Origin of the sequence: Parahoeflea olei (assembly GCF_001703635.1) — a bacterium.
Taxonomy (GTDB): domain Bacteria; phylum Pseudomonadota; class Alphaproteobacteria; order Rhizobiales; family Rhizobiaceae; genus Hoeflea; species Hoeflea olei.
Window position 1 is genome coordinate 154,419 of record NZ_LQZT01000001.1, and the last position, 23,937, is coordinate 178,355.

The 23,937-nt window shown below is 66.1% G+C and carries 21 protein-coding genes; 3 read left to right on the forward strand and 18 right to left on the reverse strand.

What is annotated here, in order from left to right; all coding sequences use genetic code 11:
- Nucleotides 1–40: 40 nt before the first annotated feature.
- The 3 genes from AWJ14_RS00740 to AWJ14_RS00750 form a co-directional block, all read right to left on the reverse strand.
- Entirely contained in the window at nt 41–2,494 is a 2,454-nt protein-coding gene (locus AWJ14_RS00740) for a GcvT family protein (RefSeq protein WP_066173538.1), read from the reverse strand.
- Complete coding sequence (locus tag AWJ14_RS00745; RefSeq protein ID WP_066173541.1) at nt 2,494–3,393, reverse strand: homocysteine S-methyltransferase family protein; 900 nt, start codon at nt 3,391–3,393, stop codon at nt 2,494–2,496. The genes AWJ14_RS00740 and AWJ14_RS00745 overlap by 1 nt, the downstream gene beginning before the upstream one ends.
- Before the next feature lie 61 nt (nt 3,394–3,454).
- Entirely contained in the window at nt 3,455–5,902 is a 2,448-nt protein-coding gene (locus AWJ14_RS00750; protein WP_066173547.1) for a GcvT family protein, read from the reverse strand.
- A 130-nt stretch (nt 5,903–6,032) separates the two neighbouring features.
- Between AWJ14_RS00750 and AWJ14_RS00755 the strand changes: the two genes are divergently transcribed.
- On the forward strand, nt 6,033–6,884 hold the full coding sequence (locus AWJ14_RS00755; protein ID WP_066173548.1) for a LysR family transcriptional regulator: 852 nt from the start codon (nt 6,033–6,035) through the stop codon (nt 6,882–6,884).
- A gap of 17 nt (nt 6,885–6,901) precedes the next feature.
- On the opposite strand, the gene AWJ14_RS00760 is transcribed toward AWJ14_RS00755, so the two are convergent.
- From AWJ14_RS00760 to uxaC, 10 genes are all read right to left on the reverse strand, one after another.
- The gene (locus tag AWJ14_RS00760; RefSeq protein WP_066173551.1) at nt 6,902–7,915 is read right to left on the reverse strand and encodes a glycoside hydrolase; all 1,014 of its coding nucleotides are present in this window, start codon (nt 7,913–7,915) and stop codon (nt 6,902–6,904) included.
- A gap of 89 nt (nt 7,916–8,004) precedes the next feature.
- Nucleotides 8,005–9,216, reverse strand: a complete 1,212-nt coding sequence (gene uxuA, locus AWJ14_RS00765; RefSeq protein ID WP_066173556.1) for a mannonate dehydratase — start codon at nt 9,214–9,216, stop codon at nt 8,005–8,007.
- Nucleotides 9,213–10,673 carry a mannitol dehydrogenase family protein gene (locus tag AWJ14_RS00770; RefSeq protein WP_083219930.1) on the reverse strand — a complete coding sequence of 487 codons (1,461 nt, stop codon included), beginning with the start codon at nt 10,671–10,673 and terminating at the stop codon, nt 9,213–9,215. The genes uxuA and AWJ14_RS00770 overlap by 4 nt, the downstream gene beginning before the upstream one ends.
- On the reverse strand, nt 10,651–11,379 hold the full coding sequence (gene kduD, locus AWJ14_RS00775; RefSeq protein WP_066173562.1) for a 2-dehydro-3-deoxy-D-gluconate 5-dehydrogenase KduD: 729 nt from the start codon (nt 11,377–11,379) through the stop codon (nt 10,651–10,653). The genes AWJ14_RS00770 and kduD overlap by 23 nt, the downstream gene beginning before the upstream one ends.
- Nucleotides 11,376–12,200, reverse strand: a complete 825-nt coding sequence (gene kduI / locus AWJ14_RS00780) for a 5-dehydro-4-deoxy-D-glucuronate isomerase (RefSeq protein ID WP_066173565.1) — start codon at nt 12,198–12,200, stop codon at nt 11,376–11,378. Before kduI ends, kduD begins: the two co-directional genes overlap by 4 nt.
- A gap of 12 nt (nt 12,201–12,212) precedes the next feature.
- A complete protein-coding gene (locus AWJ14_RS00785; RefSeq protein WP_210183475.1) occupies nt 12,213–12,545 on the reverse strand; it encodes a cupin domain-containing protein in 333 nt (110 codons plus the stop codon).
- Between the two features lies 1 nt (nt 12,546).
- The gene (locus AWJ14_RS00790) at nt 12,547–13,827 is read right to left on the reverse strand and encodes a TRAP transporter large permease (protein WP_066173571.1); all 1,281 of its coding nucleotides are present in this window, start codon (nt 13,825–13,827) and stop codon (nt 12,547–12,549) included.
- Nucleotides 13,828–13,830: 3 nt separating this feature from the next.
- Entirely contained in the window at nt 13,831–14,352 is a 522-nt protein-coding gene (locus AWJ14_RS00795; RefSeq protein ID WP_066173574.1) for a TRAP transporter small permease, read from the reverse strand.
- A 59-nt stretch (nt 14,353–14,411) separates the two neighbouring features.
- Nucleotides 14,412–15,365 (reverse strand): TRAP transporter substrate-binding protein, encoded by a 954-nt coding sequence (locus tag AWJ14_RS00800; protein WP_425349604.1) that lies wholly within the window; start codon nt 15,363–15,365, stop codon nt 14,412–14,414.
- Nucleotides 15,366–15,418: 53 nt separating this feature from the next.
- Entirely contained in the window at nt 15,419–16,825 is a 1,407-nt protein-coding gene (gene uxaC / locus AWJ14_RS00805) for a glucuronate isomerase (RefSeq protein WP_066173582.1), read from the reverse strand.
- Nucleotides 16,826–16,919: 94 nt separating this feature from the next.
- On the opposite strand from uxaC, the gene AWJ14_RS00810 reads away from it, so the two are divergent.
- Both AWJ14_RS00810 and AWJ14_RS00815 read left to right on the forward strand, forming a co-directional pair.
- Nucleotides 16,920–17,624 carry a GntR family transcriptional regulator gene (locus AWJ14_RS00810; protein ID WP_066173584.1) on the forward strand — a complete coding sequence of 235 codons (705 nt, stop codon included), beginning with the start codon at nt 16,920–16,922 and terminating at the stop codon, nt 17,622–17,624.
- Nucleotides 17,621–18,514, forward strand: a complete 894-nt coding sequence (locus AWJ14_RS00815) for a sugar kinase (RefSeq protein WP_066173591.1) — start codon at nt 17,621–17,623, stop codon at nt 18,512–18,514. Before AWJ14_RS00810 ends, AWJ14_RS00815 begins: the two co-directional genes overlap by 4 nt.
- Before the next feature lie 65 nt (nt 18,515–18,579).
- Here the strand turns inward: AWJ14_RS00815 and AWJ14_RS00820 are convergent, their stop codons facing one another.
- From AWJ14_RS00820 to ytfQ, 5 genes are all read right to left on the reverse strand, one after another.
- Nucleotides 18,580–19,299: a FadR/GntR family transcriptional regulator gene (locus AWJ14_RS00820; RefSeq protein ID WP_066173594.1), complete on the reverse strand. Its 720-nt coding sequence runs from the start codon at nt 19,297–19,299 to the stop codon at nt 18,580–18,582.
- Nucleotides 19,300–19,318: 19 nt separating this feature from the next.
- Nucleotides 19,319–20,290 carry a galactofuranose ABC transporter, permease protein YjfF gene (yjfF, locus tag AWJ14_RS00825; protein WP_066173597.1) on the reverse strand — a complete coding sequence of 324 codons (972 nt, stop codon included), beginning with the start codon at nt 20,288–20,290 and terminating at the stop codon, nt 19,319–19,321.
- Entirely contained in the window at nt 20,287–21,315 is a 1,029-nt protein-coding gene (locus AWJ14_RS00830; RefSeq protein ID WP_066173602.1) for an ABC transporter permease, read from the reverse strand. Before AWJ14_RS00830 ends, yjfF begins: the two co-directional genes overlap by 4 nt.
- Nucleotides 21,312–22,841: a sugar ABC transporter ATP-binding protein gene (locus AWJ14_RS00835; protein ID WP_066174744.1), complete on the reverse strand. Its 1,530-nt coding sequence runs from the start codon at nt 22,839–22,841 to the stop codon at nt 21,312–21,314. Before AWJ14_RS00835 ends, AWJ14_RS00830 begins: the two co-directional genes overlap by 4 nt.
- Before the next feature lie 116 nt (nt 22,842–22,957).
- Nucleotides 22,958–23,920, reverse strand: coding sequence for a galactofuranose ABC transporter, galactofuranose-binding protein YtfQ (gene ytfQ / locus AWJ14_RS00840; protein ID WP_066173605.1), 963 nt, complete (start codon nt 23,918–23,920; stop codon nt 22,958–22,960).
- Between the last annotated feature and the right edge of the window lie 17 nt (nt 23,921–23,937).

Consider the following 23,937-nt stretch of genomic DNA (forward strand, 5'->3'; position numbering starts at 1 on the left):
TTCCATCCGGGATCTCCATGGGTCCGAAGCAAAAATCAATTCACATCCGGACGCGCGCCGCGCCGGGGTCGTACATCGGTTTGAGCGAGGCGCTGGCCTGATGGCGCACGCCGGCGATCTCGATTTCGTAGCGGGAGGCGAGCACCGCCTCGGCGCTCTCGTCCTTGCTCGGCACATAGCCGAGCCCGATCGCGCCGCCGAGATGATGGCCGTAATTGCCGGACGTGATGATCGAAACGATCTCGCCATCGCGCACCAGCGCCTCGTTGTGGAACAGAAGCGGCTCCGGATCGTCTAGCTTGAACTGCACCAGCCGCCGGGAGAGCCCCTCTTCGCGTTTTCTCAGCACCGCGTCACGGCCGATGAATTCGCCCTTGCCGGTCTTCACCGCAAAGCCGAGACCGGCTTCGAGCACATGGTCCTCGTCGGTGATGTCGTGGCCGAAATGGCGGAAGGCCTTTTCGATCCGGCACGAATCGAGCGTGTGCAATCCGCAGAGTTTAAGCCCGTGATCGGCGCCGGCCTCCGCCAGCGCCTCGAACACATGGGCGGCCTGGTCGCTCGACACATAGAGCTCCCAGCCGAGCTCACCCACATAGGTCACGCGGTGGGCGCGGGCGAGGCCCATGCCGATCTCGATCTCGCGCGCGGTGCCGAAGGGATGCGCCTCGTTGGAAAAATCATTGGGGCTCACCGCCTGCATCAGCGCCCGGGAATTGGGTCCCATCACGCACAGCACCGCTTCCGCCGCTGTCACGTCGGTGATGACGACGAACGCATCGCCGAGATGCCGCCTCAACCAGGCGAGATCGCGCTGCAGCGTGGCGCCGGGCACCACCAGCAGGAAGGCGGTCTCGGAAAGCCGCGTCACGGTGAGATCGCATTCGATCCCGCCGCGGGCATTGAGCATCTGCGTGTAGACGATGCGGCCGGGCTCGACATCCATCTCGTTGGCGCAAAGCCGTTGCAGGAAGGCGAGCGCATCGCGCCCCTCGACCCGGATCTTGCCGAACGAGGTCATGTCGAACAGGCCGACCTTCTCGCGCACCGCCATGTGCTCGCGCTTCTGGTTGTCGAACCAGTTCTGCCGCTTCCAGGAATAGCGGTATTCGCGTTCCTGCCCGTCGTCCGCGAACCAGTTGGCCCGCTCCCAGCCCGCCACTTCGCCGAACACCGCACCGCGCGCCTTCAGCTGCTCGTGGATCGGCGAACGCCGCACGCCGCGCGCGGTCGCCATTTGCCGGTAGGGGAAATGGTCGGCGTAGAGCAGGCCCAGCGTCTCGGTCACGCGGTTCTTGAGATAGTGCCGGTTTTTCTGGAACGGCTGCGCCCGGCGGATGTCGACCTCCCACAGGTCGAAGGGCGGCTCGCCGTCATTGATCCATTGCGCGAGCGCAAAGCCCGCCCCGCCCGAGGAAACAATGCCGATCGAGTTGTAGCCGGCGGCGACCCAATAGCCTTTGATCTCCGGCGCTTCGCCGAGATAGTAGCGGTCGTCGGGCGTGAAACTCTCCGGCCCGTTGAAGAAGGTGTGGATCCCGGCTGTGCCGAGCAGCGGCAGCCGGTTGACCGCCTGTTCGAGGATCGGCTCGAAATGGTCGAAATCCTCGGGCAGCTGGTCGAAGCAGAAATCCTCGGAAATGCCGGCCATGCCCCAGGGCTTGGCCACGGGTTCGAAGGCGCCAAGCAGCATCTTGCCGGCATCTTCCTTGTAATAGGCGCACTCGTCCGGCACGCGCAGCACCGGCAGCCGCGGCAGTCCCTCAATCGCCTCGGTGACGATGTAGAAATGCTCGCAGGCATGCAGCGGCAGCGTGACGCCGGATTTGGACGCGAGATCGCGCCCCCACATGCCGCCGCAATTGATGACGATGTCGGCGGCGATCGAGCCGGTCTCGCCGCCGCGCTCCCAGTTAACGCCCGTGACCTTGCCATCGGCGCTGGTCACGTCGGTCACCTTCACGCCCTCGATGATCGTGGCCCCGTTCTGCCGCGCGCCCTTGGCGAGCGCCATGGCGATGTTGGCCGGGTCGCACTGGCCGTCGAGCGGCAGGTACACGGCGGCCGTCACGTCGCTCACATTCAGATGCGGGTACATCGCCTTGACCTCGTCGGGTCCGATCTCGCGCACGTCGATGTCGAAGGCGCGCGCGGTCGAAGCCTGGCGGAAGATCTCTTCCTTGCGCTCTTCGGTGAGCGCCACCGTGATCGAGCCGCACTGGCGCATGCCGGTGGAGACCCCGGTTTCGGCTTCGAGCTTGACGTAGAGATCGGCCGAATATTTGGCGAGCCGGGTCATGTTGAGCGAGCCGCGCAGCTGTCCGATCAGGCCCGCCGCATGCCAGGTGGTGCCGCAGGTAAGCTGCTTGCGCTCCAGAAGCACGATGTCGCGCCAGCCGAGCTTGGCCAGATGATAGGCGACGGAGCAGCCCGACACGCCGCCGCCGATGATGACGGCGCGGGCATGGGCCGGAATCGACGGTCCCTCGGCCATCACTTGAGGTCTCTCCGGATCTGATGCCCGGCCGCGACCAGCCGCTCCGCCAGATGCGCAATATGGGCCGGCCCCACCTCGCAGCAGCCGCCAACGATGGTTGCGCCGGCCTCGATCCAGCGCATCGCGTGATCGGCATAGGCGCGCGGGTCGAGATCGGTGCGGGTCTTGAGGCCTTTCACCGTGCCGCCGATCTCCAGTTCGCCGGCATTGGTGAAGCCGTTGGCATAGCCGCCATGGGCAAGCCCGGTGCGCGCGAGCACCGCCTGGCCTTGCGTCACGGCTTCCGGCCAGGAGCAGTTGACCAGCACCGCCTCGGCGCCCGCCTCCCGGGCAGCAGTCGCGGCGGTTTCCAGATCCTCGCCCGAGCGCAGCTTGGTGCCGTCGCGGTCGTCGACCGTCATGCCGCACCAGACCGGCTTGCCCGATTCCACTGCTGCCTGGACCGCCGCCCGGACTTCCTTGACCGAAGCGAGCGTCTCGCACAGGAACACGTCGACGGCATCGCGCTGCTGCGCGACGATCCGGCGGTAGGTCGCAAGGCATTCTTCGAGCGACGGCGCCCATTCGGGATGGTAGCTGCCATAGAGCGGCGACAGGCAGCCGGCGATGGTGATGTCGCGGTCGCCGCGGGCCGCGCGGGCGATCGCGATCGCCTTGGCCTGCAGCGGTTCGAACAGGTCTTCGCTGGCATCGCGCGCGAGCCGCTCGGGCGTCGCCGAATAGCTGTTGAGCGTGAGCACGCGCGCGCCGGCATCGATATATTCGCGATGCACCGCCTCGACGATCTCGGGCTCGTCCATCATCACCTTCGCCGACCACAAGGGCGACGGCGGCTGGGATGACCGGTGGATCAGTTCCTGGCCCATGCCACCATCGAGCAAGACTATCTCAGTCATCAAAGCTTCCTTTTCAAACCGGAACCCTGGATCGGACACCGCATTGCGGCACGACCACTCTTCACGCACGCAGTCTTTCGTTGGCGGGATCCCACAGCGGCGCATCCTCCTGCACCACCGCCGGGAAGCGCGCGCCGAAGATCTCGACCTCGAGCGCGGTGCCGGGCTCCGCAAGATCGGTGCGCAGCATCCCGAGCGCGATCGACTTGCCGATGCGATGGCCCCAGCCGCCCGACGTGGTTTCGCCCACCACCTTGTCGCCGTGCCAGAGCGTCGACATGTAGGGCGCGTCGCAATCGCCCGCCTCGACGATCAGCGTGACGAACCGCTTGGTCACGCCGCGCTGGCGTTCGGCGAGCAGCGCCTGCTTGCCCTTGAAGGCGGGCTTGTCCCATTTGACGAAGCGGTCAAGCCCGCCCTGGAGCACGGTGTAGTCGGTGGACAGATCGCCCTTCCAGGCGCGATAGCCCTTCTCGAGCCGCAAGGAATTGAGCGCGAACATGCCGAACGGCCTGAGCCCGTGCGAGGCGCCCGCCGCCATCACCGCGTCGAAGATCGCCGGCGTGTCGGCGACCTTGGAGTGGATTTCCCAGCCAAGTTCGCCGGCGAACGAGACCCGCACCAGTTGGCACCAGTGTCCTCCGACCTTGGCCGACTGGTGCGTAAGCCACGGCTTGCCGAGATCGGCGTCGCTGACCTCCGCCAGGATCGCGCGCGATTTGGGGCCGGTCAGGATCTGGCAGGCAAAATCCTCGGTCACGTCGGCCAGGGTGATTTCGGTCGCCTGCGGCAGATGCTTTTCAAGCCACTCGAAATCGTGCCACTGCGCGGTGGCGGCCGTGATCAGGAAGAAGTCGTTTTCGCCGAGCGCCATGATCGACATCTCGGTGACGATGCGGCCGCCCTCGTCGGCGAAATAACCGAGCCCGATGCGCCCGGGCTTGGGTAGCGCGCCGGTGATCAGCGTCGAAAGCCATTCGCCGGCGCCAGCACCCTTGACGCGGTAGCGCGAGAAGCCGGGCAAATCGAGAATGCCCGCCGCATCGCGCACCGCCAGGCATTCCTCGCGCACGGCCTCGAACCACGGCCCCTCGCGGCGCCAGGTCTGCGTGCCCTCCTCGCTCGTGTCGTCGCCGGGCCGCGCATACCAGTTGGCCCGCTCCCAGCCATTATAGGCGCCGAACTGTGCGCTGAGTGCCGCCACCTTGTCATGCACCGGCGAGAGCTTCATGCCGCGTCCGGCGGGCCAGGCGTGATGCGGGAAATGGATCGCATATTCGTGGCCATAGACTTCCATGCCCTTGGCGACCGTGTAGGCCGGGTCGCAGAAGCCGGTGAAGCGGCGCGGATCGCAGGACCACATGTCCCATTCGGTCTCGCCGCCGGTCACCCATTCAGCGAGAACCTTGCCCGCGCCGCCGCCCTGGCAGATGCCGAAGGTGAACACGCAGGCCTCGAACGCATTGGGCACGCCCGGCATCGGCCCGATCAGCGGGTTGCCATCCGGCGTATAGGGAATGGGGCCGTTGATGTTCTTGGCAAGCCCCGCCGTTCCGAGCAGCGGCACGCGCGCGACGGCGTCGTTGATGTACCATTCCAGCCGCTCGAGATCGTCCGGGAACAGCTGGAACGAGAAATCCTCGGGCATCGGATCGTCGGGGGTGACCCAGTGCGCCTTGCAGTTGCGCTCATAGGGTCCGAGATTGAAGCCGTTCTTCTCCTGCCGCAGATAATAGGAGCTGTCGACATCGCGCAGCAGCGGCAGCTTGTGGCCGACTTCACGCGTCCAGGCCGCCACCTCCGGCACCTCGTCGAACAGCATGTACTGGTGGCTCATCACCATCATCGGCATGTCGCGGCCGAACCACTTGCCGACCTCGCGGGCATAATAGCCCGCGGCATTGACCACATATTCGCAGCGGATCTCGCCCTTGGGCGTGGAGATCACCCATTCGCCCTTGTCGCGGCGCGCGCCGGTGGCGGGGCAGAAACGGTAGATCTTCGCGCCGAGATCGCGCGCGCCCTTGGCAAGCGCCTGGGTCAGCTGCGCCGGGTCGATGTCGCCGTCATAGGGATCGTAGAGCGCGCCGGTCAGGTCATGGGTTTCGGCAAAGGGATAGCGCGACTTGATCTCGTCGGGTGAGAGCACGTCGAGGTCCATGCCCTGATAGCGGCCCATGCCGACCACGCGCCTGAATTCCTGCAGCCGTTCCTGCGAATGCCCGAGCCGCACGGAGCCGGTCACATGGTAGTTCATCGGATAGTCGACAGCCGCGGCGAGCCCGCGGTAGAGCTCGGCGGAATAGCGCTGCATGTTCATGATCGACCAGGACGACGAGAAGGTCGGCACATTGCCGGCCGCGTGCCAGGTCGAACCGGCCGTCAACTCGTTCTTTTCGAGAAGCACGCAGTCGGTCCAGCCGGCTTTCGCGAGATGGTAGAGCGATGAAACGCCGACCACGCCGCCGCCGATGATCACAACCCGTGCATGTCCTGCAATCTCGCCCACACGCCCCTCCCGGCCTGGCTGGTTTCAGCGAGTATCAGAGCGGCGCGGCCAATCCGCAATTCCGTCAAAACGGCTTTATTAATCGAAAAATCCGATTAGGCTTCAGGCAACCGCTTACGAGGGACTTGCGATGCAGATCGAACTTCTGGAAACCTTCCTCGACCTGATGGAAACCAAGAGTTTCAACCGCACCGCCGAGCGGCTGAACCTGACCCAGTCGACGGTGTCCGCGCGCATCCATGCGCTCGAAACCGCGCTCGGGCGCAAGCTCTTCACCCGCAGCCGCGCCGGCACCGAGCCCACGCCCGCGGGCTACCGGCTGCTCGACCATGCCCGCACCATGCGCCACCAGTGGAACGAGGCCCGGCGCGCGGTCAAAAACACAGGCAATTTCGCCCAGTCGATGCGCATCGGCATGCAGCATGACCTCGCCTCCAGCCACATCGCCGACTGGGTCAACGGCTTCCGCAAGACGCTCCCGGACACGGCCTTCTATGTGGAGCTCGATTTCTCCACCCAGATGAGTACCGATCTTCTGGCGGGCGAGATCGACCTGTCGATCATGTTCACGCCCAAGAACCTGCCGGACCTGCATTACGAGCCTATCGGTGAACTCGCCTACCGGATGATCAGCACCACGGCCGCCCATATCAACGACATCGACCCGCAGAACTACATCTTCACCAACTACTCGCCGGCCTTCGACAAGCTGCACCGGCCGGTGGTGGCCCATCTCGCCGAGGCGCCCTTGTCGAGCGGGCAGAACATCACCGTCTGCGGCCTTCTCTCGGCACTCGGCGGCACGGCCTATGTGCTCGAAGCGTCAGCGGAGGAGATGGTGGCGAGCGGGAATTTCGGCTTCGTGCGCGGCGCACCGCGGATTCCGCAAAACGTCTATTTCGCCGTCCACCTGCGCAACCGCCATTCCCATGTGCACCGCCGCCTGCTCGACAGCGTGCGCAAGCAGCTGTCGGGCGCCTGAGAGCGGCCGGAACGGGCTCAGCCGCGCTCGAGCACTTCAACGCAGAGCACCGTCGGCAGGTGCCGGGCAATCTCCTGCCAGCTGTCGCCCTCGTCGAGGCTCGCGAACACCGAGCCGGTATTGGTGCCGAAATAGATGCCGGCCGGCTCCTGCGCATCGCCCGCCATCGCCTGGCGCAGCACGGTGAAATAGCAGTTCTGCTGCGGCAACCCCTCGCGCAGCGCCTCCCAAGAGAGCCCGCCGTCGCGAGAGCGCCACACGGCCGCGGCGGCATCGGGCGGATAGCGGCCCGCGGAATCGCCGTTGAGTGGCAGCGTCCAGATCGTCTGCGCATCGCGCGGATGCACCCGGATCGGAAAGCCGAAAGTCGAGGGCAGGCCTTCGGTGCGGTTGTCCCAGCTGCGCCCGCCATCGGCCGAGCGCCAGACGCCGTGGTGGTTCTGCTGGTAGAGCAGGTCGCTCTCGCCCGGCGCGGAAATGCCGATCCAGTAGGTTTCGGGGTTTTCGGGATGGGGGACGATGGTGTGCAGCACCAGCCCCGCCGCACCCGGGTTCCAGCTGTCCGCCGAAGGATGCCGGTCGAGCCCCTCGACCCGCGCAAAACTCGCCCCGCCGTCTTCGCTCACCAGAAGCCCTGCCGGCTTGACGCCGACATGCAGCTTGCCGTGGGCGTAGCACAGCGACCAGACCTGCGAGAAGCTGTCGCCGAAGGGCGGCGGCTCCGGCGTCCAGCCGATCATCTGAGCGATCTCGGGTTCGTTGGCCGCCCAGTCGTCCATCTGGCCCCTGGTCAGGCGGACCCGGCTCCAGCGTTGACCATGATCCTCGGAAGTCCAGACGCTGGCCCCGCTCCAGTCGCCGCCGCCGCCGGCCCAGATCCGCCCGGTCTCCGGATCTCCAACCATATGGTTGACGGGCCAGCCGTCGCAGTACGGGCCGGAAATCGACCAGCCGCTGCGGTCGCGGCCGCCGGACACGAGAAAAGCACCTTTCGTGGTGCCGACAAGCAGGGTCAGGCCATCAGCGCTCATGGGGCTTACCATCCGGCTATTTCGCCAAATCTACCAGTTTGCACAGCCGCCGGGAAGCGGGCCCATGCGCCCTCACCCCGGCCGCGGGCTCACACCGCAGACACCGACACCGCGGCCCCCGCATCGGCCTGCCGGTGGGACAGGCCGGCGATCACGCCACGCAGCTCCGCCAGACCGCGCATGCGGCCGATCAGCGGATAGCCGGGATGCGCCTTGCGGTTGGCATCGTCGAGCAGGTCGTGGCCATGATCGGGGCGGAAGGGGATCTCCTCCCCCGTTTCGCCGGCAGCACGCCGCCGGGCCTCTTCGGCCAGCAGCACCGAAACCAGCTCCACCATGTCGGTATCGCCGGCAAGATGCGCCGCCTCCTCGAAGGAGCCATCGGCGTCCTTGCGCACATTGCGCAGATGCGCAAACGCGATCCGCGGCGCGAAGCGACGGGCGATCTCGGGCACGTCGTTTGCCGGATTGGCGCCGAGCGAGCCCGAGCAAAGCGTGAGCCCGTTCGCCGCGCAATCGGCTGCCCCGAGTATCCAGGCGATGTCGTCGGCATTCGAGACGATCCGCGGCAGGCCGAGAATGTCGCGCGGCGGATCGTCGGGATGGACGCAGAAGCGCATGCCGAGCTCTTCGGCGGCCGGCATCACCTCGTCCAGGAACCGCTTGTAATTGGCCCTCAGCCCCGCGCGATCGAGCCCGTCATAGAGCCTGAGCGCGGCCCTGAGCCCTTGCGCGTCGTAGCGCTCATAGGCGCCCGGAAGCCCTGCCATCACCGACTGCATCAGCCCCTCGCGGTCCTCGTCGCTCGCGGACTGGAACCAGCTTTCGGCGGCGCTCACCACCTCGGGCAGGTAATCGTCGCGCGCGGCCTCGCGCCCCACCAGAAAAAGCTCGAGTGCCGCCATCTTCGTGGCCGAGAACCTCAGGCAGGTGCCGCCGCGCGCGACCGGGGCAGCCAGATCCGTGCGGGTCCAGTCGAGCAGCGGCATGAAATTGTAACAGATGGTGCGGATCCCCTCCGCCGCGAGATGGGCCATCGACTGGCGGTAATTGGCAAACAGCGCCGCGAGATCCCCCTCGCCGCGCTTGATGCGCTCGTGGATCGGCAGGCTTTCCACCACCACCCAGTCGAACCCCTCGGCCGCCATTTCCGCCTTGCGCGCCGCGATCGCCTCGCGCGGCCAGACCTCCCCATAGGGGATTTCGTGGAGCGCAGTGACGATCGATTGCGCCCCCGTCTGCGCGATCTCGGGAAGCGAAATCCGGTCATACGGACCGTACCAGCGCCAGCTTTCCCTCACCCCAGATCCTCCACGGCTTTCCGCGCACCGGCGCGCGACAATGTTGCAAGGGCCTGCGCCACCGGTCCGGCCAGTTGCGCCGCCAATCCTTCGGAAAACACCTCGCGCACCGACAGCAGCGCCCTTGCCTTGTCGGCGGGCGTGGATGCCGCGTCCGAGAGGGCGCGCAGGCGGCTCGCGAGCGGGTCCTTCACCTCGATCGGCTGGCCGCGCTCGTCCACGCCGCCGACATAGCGCATCCATGCCGCCACCGCGAGCACGAGCCCGGGGCTCTCGCGGCCCGCCGCAAGATTGTCGGCGATCGTGCCCAGGATCCGCTGCGGCAGCTTCTGGCTGCCGTCCATGGCGATCTGCCAGGTGCGGTGCCGGATCGCCGGGTTGGCGTAGCGTCCGAACAGCGCGTCCGCATAGTCGCCGAGATCGACGCCCTCGGGGGCCGAGAAGGAGGGCATGATTTCCGTGCGCCAGAGCCGCTTGACGAAGCGCACGAACACCGGATCGGCGACCGTATCGGAAATGGTCTCGTGGCCCGCGAGATAGCCGAGATAGGCAAGCGAGGAATGCGTGCCGTTGAGCATCCTGAGCTTCATGTGCTCGTAAGGCGTGACGTCGGGCACCAGTTCGACGCCCGCCGCGGCGAGATCCGGGCAGGCGTCCGTGCCGTAGGCGGGTACGAAATCGTCCTCCACCACCCATTGCCGGAACGGCTCGCACAGGACCGGCGCCTGATCGTGAACCCCGGTCTTCCAGGCCAGCCGGGCGATATCCTCGGGCTTGGTGGCGGGTGTGATCCGGTCGACCATGGTGGCCGGAAACCGGGCCTCCGCCTCGATCCAGTCCGCAAGGGCGGGATCGATCCGCCGCGCGAGATCGAGCACGACGCCACGCACCAGCCGGCCGTTTTCGGGAAGGTTGTCGCAGGTGAGAACCGTAAAGGGCGGCAGGCCCGCGTCCCGGCGACGGGCGAGCGCGCGCACCAGAAAGCCCGGGGCCGAGAGCGGCAGCGGATCGGTCAGGTCATGGACGATGTCCGGGTGATCCGGATTGAGCCGGCCGGTGGCGGGATCGTGGCAATAGCCCTTTTCGGTTACAGTCAGCGTGACGATGCGGATCGCCGGATCGGCCATGCGCGCAAGCACCGCTTCGGGGTCCTCGCGTGCCACCAGCACCTCGCTCAGGATCTCCACCCGGCGAATGGTCTCGCTGCCGTCGGCGGCCTGCGAGACGGCGGTGTAAACCCAGTCCTGCGGCGCCAGCCGGTCGCGCGTGTCCGGGTTCTGAAGGCTCACGCCGATGATGCCCCACGCGCCGCCCGACAGCCGCACGGCATCCTCGACATAGACACATCCGAAGGCACGGAAGAAGGCGCCGAGCCCGAGATGGACGATGCCGGCTGCGGTGCGGGGTGTGGCGCTGCGGCGAAGCCGGGGATGCTCAGCGGGCAAGCCAGCCTCCATCGACGCTCAGCACCGTGCCATGGATGTAGCCGGCTGCGGGCGAGGCAAGGAACACGGCGGCTTCTCCGATATCCTTCGCCTCGCCCCAGCGGCCCGCCGGGATTCGGTCGAGAATGGCCTGGCTGCGGTCGGGATCGTTGCGCAGCGCCTCGGTGTTGTTGGTCTCGATATAACCCGGTGCAATGGCGTTGACATTGATGCCCCTGGCCGCCCATTCATTGGCGAGCACGCGGGTGATCCCCGCCACCGCGTGCTTGGACGCGGTATAGGCCGCGACCCGGATGCCGCCCTGGAACGCGAGCAGCGAGGCGATGTTGACGATGGCGCCCGTCCCGCCCCGGTCAAAGACGGCGCGGGCGAAGGCTTGGCTCGTGAAGAACAGGGCCTTCTGGTTGACGTCGATCACCGCGTCCCAGTCTTCCTCGCGCATGTCCACCGCATCGCTGCGGCGGATGATCCCGGCATTGTTGACGAGGATGTCGATGGGCTCACCGGAGAAGACATCGCGTGCGGCCATCGGGTCGGCGAAATCGAGCGTGATCTCGCGCGCGCCCTCGATCTGCGCCACAGTCTCGGCGCAGGAGCGGCGACCGGCGCAGATGACTTTCGCGCCCGCCCGGCCCATCGAGATGGCGATCGCCTGGCCGATGCCTGTATTGGCGCCGGTCACCAGTGCGGTGCGGCCTTCGAGCGAGAACGGGTTCACTTGAGGTCCCCCATCGCTACCATGTCCATGTCGGTGAAATCGGTATTGTCGCCGGCCATCGCCCAGCAGAAGGTGTAGGCGCCGGTGCCCGCGCCGCAATGGATCGACCAGGGCGGCGAGATCACCGCCTCCTCATTGGCCATGACGATGTGCCGGGTCTCCTCGGGCCGTCCCATGAAATGGAACACGCGCTGGTCCGCGCCCAGGTCGAAATAGAGATAGGCCTCCATGCGCCGGTCATGCAGATGCGCGGGCATGGTGTTCCACACCGAGCCCGGCTCGAACTGGGTATAGCCCATCAGAAGCTGGCAGCTTTCGGCGACCTCGGGATGCAGGAACTGCAGGATCACGCGCTTGTTGGAGGTCTCCGCCGACCCCATCTCGACCCGGCGCGCGTCGGACATGCGGATCAGCCGGCTCGGACAGGCGCGATGCGCCGGCGCCGAGAGCACATAGAAGCGGCCATGGCCAGAAAACGTGACCGGCCCCGATCCCATGCCGAGATAGAGCACCTCGCCGCGTTCCACCGTGTGGTCGGCGCCTGCCGCCGAAACCGTACCGGTTTCGCCGATATTGAGGATCCCCATCTCACGCCGGTCGAGGATCGAGGCGGTGCCGCATTCGGCGACGTGATCGAGCGTGAGCGATCCGCCGGCGGGCACCGCGCCGCCCAGGATCAGCCGGTCGTAATGGCTGTAGATCAGCCGGATCTCGCCATCGGCGAACAGCCCTCCCCCATGGAAATGCGACCGCAGCCCCTCCGTGTCGAGGCTCTTGGCGGTGGCGGGATCGATGGCGTGGCGGGTTTCGACGGAAAGCATGGAATATCTCCTTCAGGAGCCGGATGTCAGAAAATCATCGCGCCGCGGCGCAAACGTGTCGATCAGGGTGCCGGGCTCGAGGCAGCGGCAGCCGTGGACCGCTCCGGACGGGATGACGAAGCTCTGCCCCGCCATCACCTCGAAGCTCTGGTCGCCCACGGTAAACGCGAAGCGGCCGGATTCCACATAGGTCGACTGCACATGCGGATGGCTGTGCATCCGACCTTCGGCGCCCTCCTCCCGGAAGCGGAAGGCGACCACCATCAGTTCCGGGCTGTCGGACAGCACCTGGCGAGTGACGCCGGGATCGGCCGGCACTTCGGGGAATGTCTTGATCATGATCACCTCAATGGAACTGGGCCGGAAGCCAGAGGGAAAGCTGCGGAATGTAGGTGACCAGCATCAGCGTGGCGAAGGCCGCGCCGTAGAACGGCCAGATGGTGCGCATCGCCTGGGTGATCGGTATTCGCCCCACCGCGCAGCCCACGAACAGCACCGCCCCCACCGGCGGCGTGCACAGCCCGATGCCGAGATTGAGAATCAGGATCACGCCGAAATGCACCGGGTCCACCCCGAAGGCGACCGCAACCGGCAGGAAGATCGGCGTGGTAATCACGATCAGCGGCGACATGTCCATGAAGGTGCCGAGGATCAGGAGCACCACGTTCATCAGCAGAAGAATGATGATCGGATTGTCGGACACGCCCCTGAGCATCTCCACCATGGTGGCGGGCACCCTTGTATAGGCGAGCAGCCAGCCGAAGGCGCCGGCGCAGCCGATCACCATCAGCACCATCGCGGTGGTGCGCACGGCGGCGAAGGTGGCGGAGACGAAATCGTTCCACGACAGCGAGCGATAGACGAAGAAGGTCACGAACATCGCGTAGACCACGGCGATGTTGGAGGATTCCGACGCCGTGAAGATGCCCGAGCGCACGCCGCCGAAGATGATCGCCACCAGGATCAGACCCGGCACGGCATTCGCGAACAGGCCGAGCAGCGCGCCGGCGCCGGGAAAGGCCTCGGTCGGATAGCCGCGGCGCCGGGCCACGAACCAGGCCGCCACCATCAGCGACAGCGCCAGCACCAGGCCGGGGATGATGCCGGCGGTGAACAGGTCGGCAATCGAGATCCTGCCGCCCGCCGAGATCGAATAGATGATCATATTGTGCGAGGGCGGGATCATCAGCGCGATGATCGAGCCCACCACCGTGATGTTGACCGCATAGTCGACGTCGTAGCCGCGTGCCTTCATCTGCGGCACCATCAGCCCGCCGACCGCGCTGGCATCGGCGGCGGCAGACCCCGAGACGCCGCCGAACATCACGCTCGCGAAGATATTGACCTGGCCGAGGCCGCCGCGCAGATGGCCCACCATGGCGCCCGCGAGCGCCACCAGCCGCCGGGCGATGTCGCCGCGCACCATCAGGTCACCCGCGAAGATGAAGAACGGGATCGCCATCAGCGCAAACACCGAGACGCCGGAATTCATGCGCTGGAACACCACCACCGGGGGCAGGCCCAGATAGAGGATCGTCGCAAAACTCGACACGCCAAGGCAGAAGGCGACCGGCGTGCCGAGAAGCAGCAGGAAGACGAAGCTTCCGAACAGGACCCAGAGTTCCATCGCCTAGTCCTCCGCCACGGCTTCGCCGAAGGCGGCGGTCGGCAGGCCCGCAAGCCGCCGCGCGATCCGTTCGACCGAGAACAGCACCACCAGCAGACCGCCCGCCACCAGCGGCAGGAAATCGAAGGCGCCGGAGATGCCGAGGCTTGGCAGCACATTGGGCGCGGCGTTGAGCGCAAGCTCCGCGCCATACACGACCATCCCGCCGCCGAAGGCAATCACCACCAGATCCGAGAGGGTGCGCATCACGTCGCGCACCTGGTCGGACACCAGGTGCACGAGAATGTCGAAGGAGAGATGGTAGCCCTCGCGGATGCCGACGGCCGCGCCCAAGAAGATGAACCATCCCATGATCATCACCGATCCCGGTTCGGTCCAGGAAATGCTGTCGTTGAGCACGTAGCGCCAGAACACCTGGCAGGCGATCAGCACCGTCATCAGGACGAGTCCCGCGCCGGAAATCCACAGGGCCGCCCGCGCCATGGCGCCCGTCACCTGCGCCACGCGTGTCATTGTCTCCCGCATGCCGTCAACTCCCTCAAAGGGGCGGCCCGCAGCAGGACGCTGCGGGCCGCCGGTCAAGACTACTCGGTCGCCTGGATGCGGGCGACCATGTCCTTGAGCTTGTCGGACTTGACGTATTTCTCGTAGACCGGCTTCATCGCCTCGATGAACGGGGTCTTGTCGATGTCGGTGACGATCTCGCTGCCGGCGGCACGGACCTTGTCCTCGGACTTCTTCTCCTGCGCGACCCAGAGTTCGCGCATCACCGGCACGGATTCCCTCGCCGCCTGGCGGACGACTTCCTGGTCCTCGGCGCTGAGCTTGTCCCAGGACTTCTTCGACATCACCAGCACTTCCGGCACGATCAGGTGCTGGTCGAGCGTGTAGTATTTGGCGACTTCGTAGTGGCCGGAGGTGTCATAGGACGGCCAGTTGTTTTCCGCGCCGTCGATCACGCCGGTCTGGATCGAGGAATAGACCTCGCCATAGGGCAGCGGCGTGGCATTGGCGCCGAGCGCGCTGACCATGTCGACGAACATGTCCGACTGCATGACGCGGAACTTCATGCCCTTCAGGTCTTCCATCGACTTGATCGGCTTTTCGCTGTTGTAGAAGCTGCGCGAGCCGCCATCGTAGAAGGCGAGGCCAACCAGGTCATGCTCCTTGAAGGCGTCGAGGATCTCCTGCCCGATCTCGCCGTCCATCACCTTGTGCATGTGGTCGACGGAGCGGAAGATATAGGGCAGCGAGGGAACCTGGGTTTCCTCGATGATGTTGTTGAACGGCCCGAGGCTCACCCGGTTGAGATCGATCGCGCCGAACTGGGTCTGCTCGATGGTGTCTTTTTCCTCACCGAGCTGGGCGGAATGATAGACCTCGACGCACAGCCTCCCGTCCGTGCGTTCCTCGATCATCTTGCCCATCGCCTCGACCGCCTCGACGGTCGGATATCCGTCGGGATGGGTGTCGGACGATTTCAGCGTGGTTTCGCAGGCATTGGCCGTCATCACCATGGCGGCCGTGGCCAGCAACATGCCAGTCAGCGATTTCATCAGTCTCATGGTCATTCTCCTCCCAGAAATGGCTCTCAGAGCCGGTAAGCTTGCTTGGCAAGCCGGTAGGCCAGGTCATTGGCGACCTCGTGGGCTTCCTCCTCGTCGAGCCGCCCGGTCGCGACCAGACTGGCAAGAAAGCCGCAGTCGACCCGCCGCGCCACATCGTGGCGCGCGGGAATGGAACAGAAGGCGCGGGTGTCGTCGTTGAAGCCGACGGTGTTGTAGAAGCCCGCGGTCTCCGTCGTCAGTTCGCGGAACCGCCGCATCCCCTCGGGGCTGTCGAAAAACCACCAGGCCGGCCCGAGCCGCAATGCCGGATAGGCGCCCGCCAGCGGCGCCAGCTCGCGGCTGTAGCTGCTTTCGTCGAGCGTGAAGACGATCACCGTGAGCCCAGGTTCCAGCCCGACCGCATCGAGCAGCGGCTTGAGGGCGCGGACGTAATCGGTGCGGGTCGGGATATCGAAGCCCTTGTCGCGCCCGAAGCGGGCCATCACCGGGGCGGAATGGTTGCGGTAACTGCCCGGATGTATCTGCAGCACCAGCCCGTCCTCAAGGCTCATGCGCGCCATCTCGGTGAGCATATGGCCGCGGAAGGCGTCGGCCTCCTCGGCGGAGCATGCACCCTTGAGCGCCTTGGCGAACAGGCCTGCGGCCTGCTGCCGACTCAAATTCTCCGTCCGCGCACTCGGATGGCCGTGATCGGTCGAGGTTGCGCCGAATTCCTTGAAATAGGCACGCCGGACGCGGTGGGCATTGAGATAGCCCTCCCAGGTCGCCGTGTCCTCGCCGGTCAACGCGCCGAAGGCGGCGACATAGTCGGCAAAGCCGTCAAACTCAGGATCGACCACGCTGTCGGGCCGGTAGGCGGTGACCACCCTGCCCTTCCAGCCGCTGTCGCGGATCATCCGGTGCCAGCGCAGGTCGTCGAGCGGGCTTTCGGTGGTGGCGATCGCCTCGATGTTGAAGCGCTCGAACAGCGCGCGCGGCAGGAATTCAGGCTTCTGCAGGCAATCGGCGATCTGGTCATAGGCCGCGTCGGCGGTCTCGGCCGACAGCCGCGTGGTCAGGCCGAACACGCTCTCGAAGGCATGGTCGAGCCACAGCCGCGACGGTGTGCCCCGGAACAGGTGATAGTTCTCGGCAAACAGCCGCCAGATCTTGCGTCCGTCGGTTTCGGTCGGCCCGCCATCCGCCCGCGGCACGCCCAGGCTTTCGAGGCTGATCCCCTGCGAGAACAGCATGCGGAAGACATAGTGGTCGGGCGTGATGAACAGCTGCGCGGGATCGGGGAACGGCCGGTTTTCCGCGTACCAGCGTGGATCGGTATGGCCGTGCGGACTGATGATCGGCTTGTCTGCGACACTCTGATAGAGTTCACGCGCGATTCCACGGGTGCGGGGATCGGCCGGAAACAATCTGTCAGGGGTCAAGAGTGCCAAGTCAGTCCTCCAGCCAAGCCCTTCTCCCTTGGGCTTCCAATCAGTGCGGTAAAGTAATATGCTAGTATGCATGTTGAGTCAACGGAGTGAACGCATGCTTGAGCCCTCCCCCTTGAGGACCCTGGAACCGCTCAACCGCCCCTCGGTGGCCGACACGGTGTTCGATCAGCTCAACCGGCAGATCCTGTCGCTGGAGCTGCCGCCCGGCACCAAGATGTCGGAGGTTGAGGTGGCCCGCGCGCTGGGCGTCTCGCGCCAGCCGGTGCGGGATGCGTTCTACCGGCTCTCCAAGCTCGGCTTCCTCTCGATCCGGCCGCAGCGGGCGACGCTGGTCTCGCAGATCTCCGAATCCGCCGTGCTGCAGGCCCGTTTCATCCGCGCCGCGCTGGAGGCCGAGACCGTGCGCATGGCGTGCCGGGTGTTGACCGCCGACGACCACGCGGCGCTCGACAGGCTGATCGAGCAGCAGCGTCAGGCGATGGAGGCGAAGGACCCGAAGAGCTTTCACGCGCTCGACGACCAGTTCCACTGGGAAATCTGCGATCGCTCCGGCCACGGCTTTGCCTGGGACATCATCCGCGAGCACAAGGCGCATATGGACAGGGTTCGCTTCCTGTCGCTGTCCTTCGCCTCCCGGGATGCCTTCGAGGACCACCTGAAAGTGATGGAGGCGATCCGCGCGCGCGACGAGCAGCAGGCCATGCTGCAGATGCACGGCCATCTGGCCCGCATCAAGACCCAGATCGTGCGCATCAAGGCCAACAACCTGCGCTATTTCGCCGACGAGGGCGAAGCATGAAGCGGGCTTTCGTATCGATCGGCGAATGCATGGTGGAGATGGCGCCCACCAGCGACGGCAGCTACCGGCTCGGCTTCGCCGGGGACACGCTCAACACCGCCTGGTACATGCGGCGCGGCCTCGGCGCCGACTGGGACGTGTCCTATGTCACCGCCGTGGGCGAGGACGAGATCTCCCGCCGCATGACCGATTTCATCGCCGCCGCCGGCATCCGCACCGATTTCGTCCGCCGCCTGCCGGACAAGACCGTGGGCCTGTACCTGATCCAGCTGAACGAGGGCGAACGCAGCTTCGCCTATTGGCGCGCGGACTCCGCGGCCCGCCGCCTCGCCGCCGATCCGGCAGCGCTGGAGACGGCGCTGCGCTCCGCCGGCCTCGTCTATTTCTCTGGCATCACGCTGGCGATCCTGTCCGAAGACGACCGGGCGACCCTGCTCGGCGCCATCGCGCGCGCCCGCCATGGCGGCGCGACCGTGGCTTTCGACCCCAATCTCAGGCCGCGCCTGTGGCCGACGCGCGAACAGATGTGCGACGCGGTGATGGCCGCCGCGGCGCTCAGCGACATCGTGCTCCCCTCCCACGACGACGAGGCTGTGGCCTTCGGCGACGCCGATCCCGCGGCCACCGCCCGGCGCTACGCCGAAGCGGGCGCCCCGGTGGTGGTGGTCAAGAACGGGGCCGGCGACATGACGAGCCGCGCTGGCGGCCGGGAGGACACCCACGCGCCGGTGCGGGTGGACAAGGTGGTCGACACCACCGCGGCAGGCGACAGTTTCAATGCCGGCTTTCTGGCGGGGCACCTGAGCCACGGCGACCTCGCCCGCGCGATCCGGGATGGCGCCGGACTTGCGGCAAAGGTCGTCTCGCATCGCGGCGCACTGGTGGAGTAAGGCACAGGCGACCGGGACCGGGCGGCGCATGCGGCCCGGCCCGCTCCCGGGCGGGCCGTCCGCTCTCAGGCGAGCTTCTTGAGGATCCGGTCGAAACCTTCCTGAATGACCAGCTTCATCGCCGCCGCCGCGGCATCCGCGTCCTTGCGCTCGATCGCCTCGACGATCATCCGGTGGCGATTGGCGGTGGCCACGTGGCGGCCGGGTTCGCCATAGGGCGAGCTCATCTTGAAGCTGCTCACCAGCGCGGCCTCGATCAGGTTTCCGACCGAGAGCATGAACGGGTTGCCGGACGCGCCATGCAGCGCGAGATGGAACTTCAGGTCCGCGAGCGCGAAGCTCTCGTCCGAATCCGCCCCCGCCATGGCGTCGGCACAGGCATAGAGCGCCTTGATCTCGTCCGCGCTTGCCCGCACCGCCGCCAGTTGGGCGGCAAACGGCTCGATGGCGAAGCGCATGTCCGTGAGGTGCTTGAGGAAGGTGATGTCCACCCCGGTCTCGATGTGCCAGACCAGCACGTCGGCGTCGAACAGGTTCCATTGCGACCGGTCGGTAACACGGGTGCCGATGCGCGCCTTGGGAACGATCATGCCCTTGGCGGTGAGCGTCTTCATCGCCTCGCGCAGCACCGTGCGCGACACCCCGAAGCGTTCCGCAAGCTCGACGTCGCCCGGAAGAAGCGTGCCGCTCGCATAGACGCCGCCGACGATCTCCTCGCCAAGTTCGTTGACGACGAAGGAATGCTGGTTGCGATTTGCGCGTCCTGAAAAGGCGGCGTTGAGCAAACGGTTTCTCCCTGGCCGGCTATCCTCCGGCGATGCGTCGCTTGGCTGTTGTCCAGACAAGGCCCTTCTGTAGCACGATAAATGCAAAAAGCAGCATACCGATCAGGATCTTCGTCCACCAGCTCGACAGCGTTCCGTCGAAGATGATGTAGGTCTGGATCAGCCCCATGATCATGACCCCGATCAGCGTGCCGGCGACAAAGCCGCTGCCACCGGTCAGCAGCGTGCCGCCGATCACCACCGCGGCGATGGCGTCGAGCTCGACGCCGACGGTGGCGAGCGAATAGCCCGCCGAGGTATAGATCGAGAACACGATCCCCGCGAGGCCTGCCAGGAACCCCGACAGCGCATAGATGCCGACGGTGGTGCGCCCGAGCGGCACCCCCATCAGCGCGGCCGTGTGCGTACCGCCGCCGACCGCGTAGACATTCATGCCGAAGCGGGTGCGGTGGGCGAGCAGCGCGCCTGCCACGAACACGAGAAGCATCAGCCCTCCGATCAGCGTGAGCCGTCCCTTGCCCGGCATCAGCCAGTAGATCTTCTGCAGCGTGTCGTAGAACTCGTGCGTGATCGGCACGGAATCGATCGACAGCACATAGGCCATGCCGCGGGCAAGGAACATGCCGGCGAGCGTGACGATGAAGGGCGGCATTTCGAGGAAGTGGATGGTCGCGCCCATGGCCGCGCCGAACAGCGTGGTCAATGTCAGCAGCAGCGCGAAGACGACCAGCGGGTGCAGGCCCGTGTCCCGGAGCATCACCGCGATGAACACGCCCGCGAAGGCGATCACCGAGCCGACCGACAGATCGATGCCGCCCGACAGGATGACGAAGGTCATGCCGACCGCGACAATGCCGAGAAAGGCGTTGTCGGTCAGAAGATTGCCGATCACCCGGGTCGAGAGCATCGCCGGATATTGCGCGTAGCAGATCGCATAGGCGACCAGAAAGATCGCAAGCGTCGCCAGCAGCGGAAGAAACCGGGCGTTCATGGGGTTACCGTCTCTTTCTCGGTCTCGGCAACGCCGCGCGGATCGCGCGAGAAGAACACGAGCAGCGTGCGCATGGCGGGCGATTGCAGCACCAGGATGATCAGGATGATGACCGCCTTGATGATGAGGTTGAATTCGGGCGGAAAGCCCGACAGCAGGATGCCGGTGTTGACCGCCTGGATCACCAGCGCGCCGACCAGCGAGGCGATCAGCGAGAAGCGGCCGCCGAGCAGCGACGTGCCGCCGATCACCACCGCGAGGATGGCGTCGAGCTCGAGCCAGAGGCCGGCATTGTTGGCGTCCGCACCGCGGATGTCGGCGGCGGCGATGACGCCGGCCAGCGACGCGCACAGCCCCGAGGCCATATAGACCGCGATCAGCAGCACCCGCGTGTTGACGCCCGCAAGCGTGCTGGCGCGCAGATTGACGCCGATCGCCTCGATCAGCATGCCGAGCGCCGAGCGCCGCACGACCAGCGTCACCAGCGCGCCGGTGAGCACCCAGATCACCACCGGCGTCGGCACCGACAGGATCGAGCCGGAGCCGAAGAAGATCAGCCCCTCGTGGTTGAAGGTCAGGATCGCGCCTTCGGTGATCAGCTGCGCGATGCCGCGCCCCGCCACCATCAGGATCAGCGTGGCGACGATCGGCTGGATGCCGAGCACGGCGACCAGCAGCCCGTTCCAGAGCCCGCAGGCGAGCCCGGCGGAAAGCGCCATCAGAAGCGTCGCGCCGAGCCCGTAGCCCGCCGTGATGCCCCAGGCCGAGACCGCCCCGCAGATCGCCATCACCGCGCCCACCGACAGATCGATGCCGCGGGTGGCGATCACCAGCGTCATGCCGATGGCGAGCAACGCCACCGGCGCACCGCGGTTGAGGATGTCGATCGGGCTGCCATAGAGCCGCCCATTGGCGATCGAAATGTCGAAGAAGCCCGGGAACATCACCGAGATCAACCCGACAATCACCGCCAGCGTGAGGAGCTGCGGCCAGATCCGCCGGAAAAACACACCAAGCCCGCTCACGCGACGGCCTCCCTGTCGGGTGCTGCGATGGCGCGCACCATGTTGTCGGTGGTGATATCGGCGCCGGTGAGCTCGGCCACGTGATGCCGGTCGCGCACCACGATCACGCGGTGACTGTAGGCGACGAGTTCGTCGAGTTCGGAGGAGATCACCAGAAGCGACATGCCTTGCGTGCACAGGTCCTCGATCAGCCGGATGATTTCGGCATGGGCGCCGACATCGATGCCGCGGGTCGGCTCGTCGAGGATCAGGAACGACGGGTTGGTGACCAGCCAGCGCGCCAGCATCACCTTCTGCTGGTTGCCGCCCGACAAAAGCCCCACTGGCTTCTCGGCGTCGGGCGTGCGGATGTCGAGCTTGCGGATATAGTCGTTGGCCATGGCCTTCTGCTCGCGGTCGGAAATCCGGCGCATCCAGCCGATCCGCGCCTGCAGCGCAAGCGCGATGTTCTCGCGCACGCTGAGATCGGCGATCACCCCATCGGTCTTGCGATCCTCGGGACAGAAGCCGAAACCGGCGGCGATCGCGTCGCGCGGCGAGGCAAGGTTGAGCGCGGTTCCATCGCCGTCGGTTGCCTTGCCGCTGTCATGGGCGGCGACGCCGAACAGGACTTCGGCGGTCTCGGTGCGGCCCGAGCCGAGGAGCCCGGCCACGCCGACGACCTCGCCCGCCTGGATCTCGAGATTGAACGGCTCGATCCGGCCGCGCCGGCCGAAGCCGGAAAACGAAAGCCGCGTGCCGCCGGTGCCGGAGTGGATCTTGCCGTGCGAGCGAACCTCGTGCTCGAGTTCGCGGCCGAGCATCATGTTGACGAGATCGACCCGGTCGATCGCGCTGGTGGTTTCGGTTCCGACCAGCCGCCCGTTGCGCAGCACCGTGAGGCGGTCGCAGATGCGGAAGATCTGGTCGAGGAAATGCGAAATGAAGACGATGCCGAGGCCGCGCTCCCTGAGCGAGCGGATCACGGTGAACAGCATCTCGACTTCCTGGGCGTCGAGACTGGCGGTCGGCTCGTCGAGGATCAGCACCTTGCCCGACAGCGTCACCGCGCGGGCAATGGCGATCACCTGCTGGACGGCGACCGAGTAGCTGTCGAGCGTGCGGGTGACATCGATCTCGAGGCCGTAATGCGACAGCACCTCGCGCGCATGGGCGTTCATCCGTCGTGTCGAGATCATACCGAACCGTGTCGGCTGGTGCCCGAGCGACAGGTTTTCGGCGACCGTCAGGTTCGCCAGCAGATTGACCTCCTGGTAGACCGTGCCGATGCCGTAATTCTGGGCATCGACGGTGCCCTTCGGGTCGATCGCCTTGCCGTCGAGCAGGATCTCGCCGCCATCGCGGCGATAGGCGCCCGTGAGGCACTTGATGAGGGTCGATTTGCCGGCGCCGTTCTCCCCCAGAAGCGCATGCACCTCACCCGCGGCGAGCGAAAAATCGACCCCGTCCAGGGCGATCGTGCCCGGAAACACCTTGCGCACGCCCCGGGCGCGAAGAAGCGGCTGGCTCGCGTCGCTCTCAGGCATCTGGGCCTCCCGATATGTCATGAGTGTCGTCATCCCCGCCCGGCGGCCACTATGGCACATCGGGCGTACGGCGCCAGTCGGCGGCCGGAGAGGTTCCGGCCGCCGTCCCGGGCGTCTTAGTAGCCGAGGTCTTTCTTCTCCTCGTACACCTTCATCGGATCGTCGTCCTTGGTGTAGAGCTTGGACTCGGTCTGGATGAACTTGGGCGGCATGGTGCCGTCCTTGGTGTAGGCGGCGAGCGCGTCGAAGGCGGGGCCGGCCATGTTCGGCGTCAGCTCGACAGTGGCATTGGCTTCGCCTGCGGCCATCGCCTGGAAGATGTCCGGCACGGCGTCGATCGACACCACCAGGATGTCCTCGCCCGGCTTCAGGCCGGCTTCCTTGATGGCCTGGATCGCACCCACGGCCATGTCGTCATTGTGGGCGTAGAGCGCGCAGATGTTCTTGCCGCCGTCCTCGGCCTTGAGGAAGCTTTCCATGACTTCCTTGCCCTTGGTGCGGGTGAAGTCGCCGGTCTGGCTGCGGATCAGCTTGATGTTGTCATGGCCCTTGATGGCCTGCTCGAAACCGTTCTTGCGGTCGATGGCCGGCGACGAACCGGTGGTGCCCTGCAGCTCGACGACATTGCAATCCTTGCCGCCGAGTTCGTCGACCAGCCACTGGCCGGCGACATTGCCTTCATGGACGAGGTCCGAGCCGACGGCGGTGAGGTAGAGATCGTCCGACGAATCCACCATGCGGTCGAGCAGGATCACCGGAATGTCGGCTTCCTTGGCTTCCTCAAGCACCGAATCCCAGCCGGTGGCGACGACCGGGGCGAGCAGGATCGCGTCCACACCCTGGGCGATGAACGAGCGGAGCGCCTTGATCTGGTTTTCCTGCTTCTGCTGCGCGTCGGCGAATTTCAGGTCGATGCCGCGTTCCTTGGCCTGCTGCTGCGTCAGCGTGGTTTCCGCGGCGCGCCAGCCCGATTCCGAGCCGATCTGCGAGAACCCGACGGTCTGCGCGAAAACGCTCGACGACAGCATGAGCATGGACGCGAGTACACCCGCCCCGACAATGGCTTTAGTAGACTTCATGATTTCCTCCCAAAGTG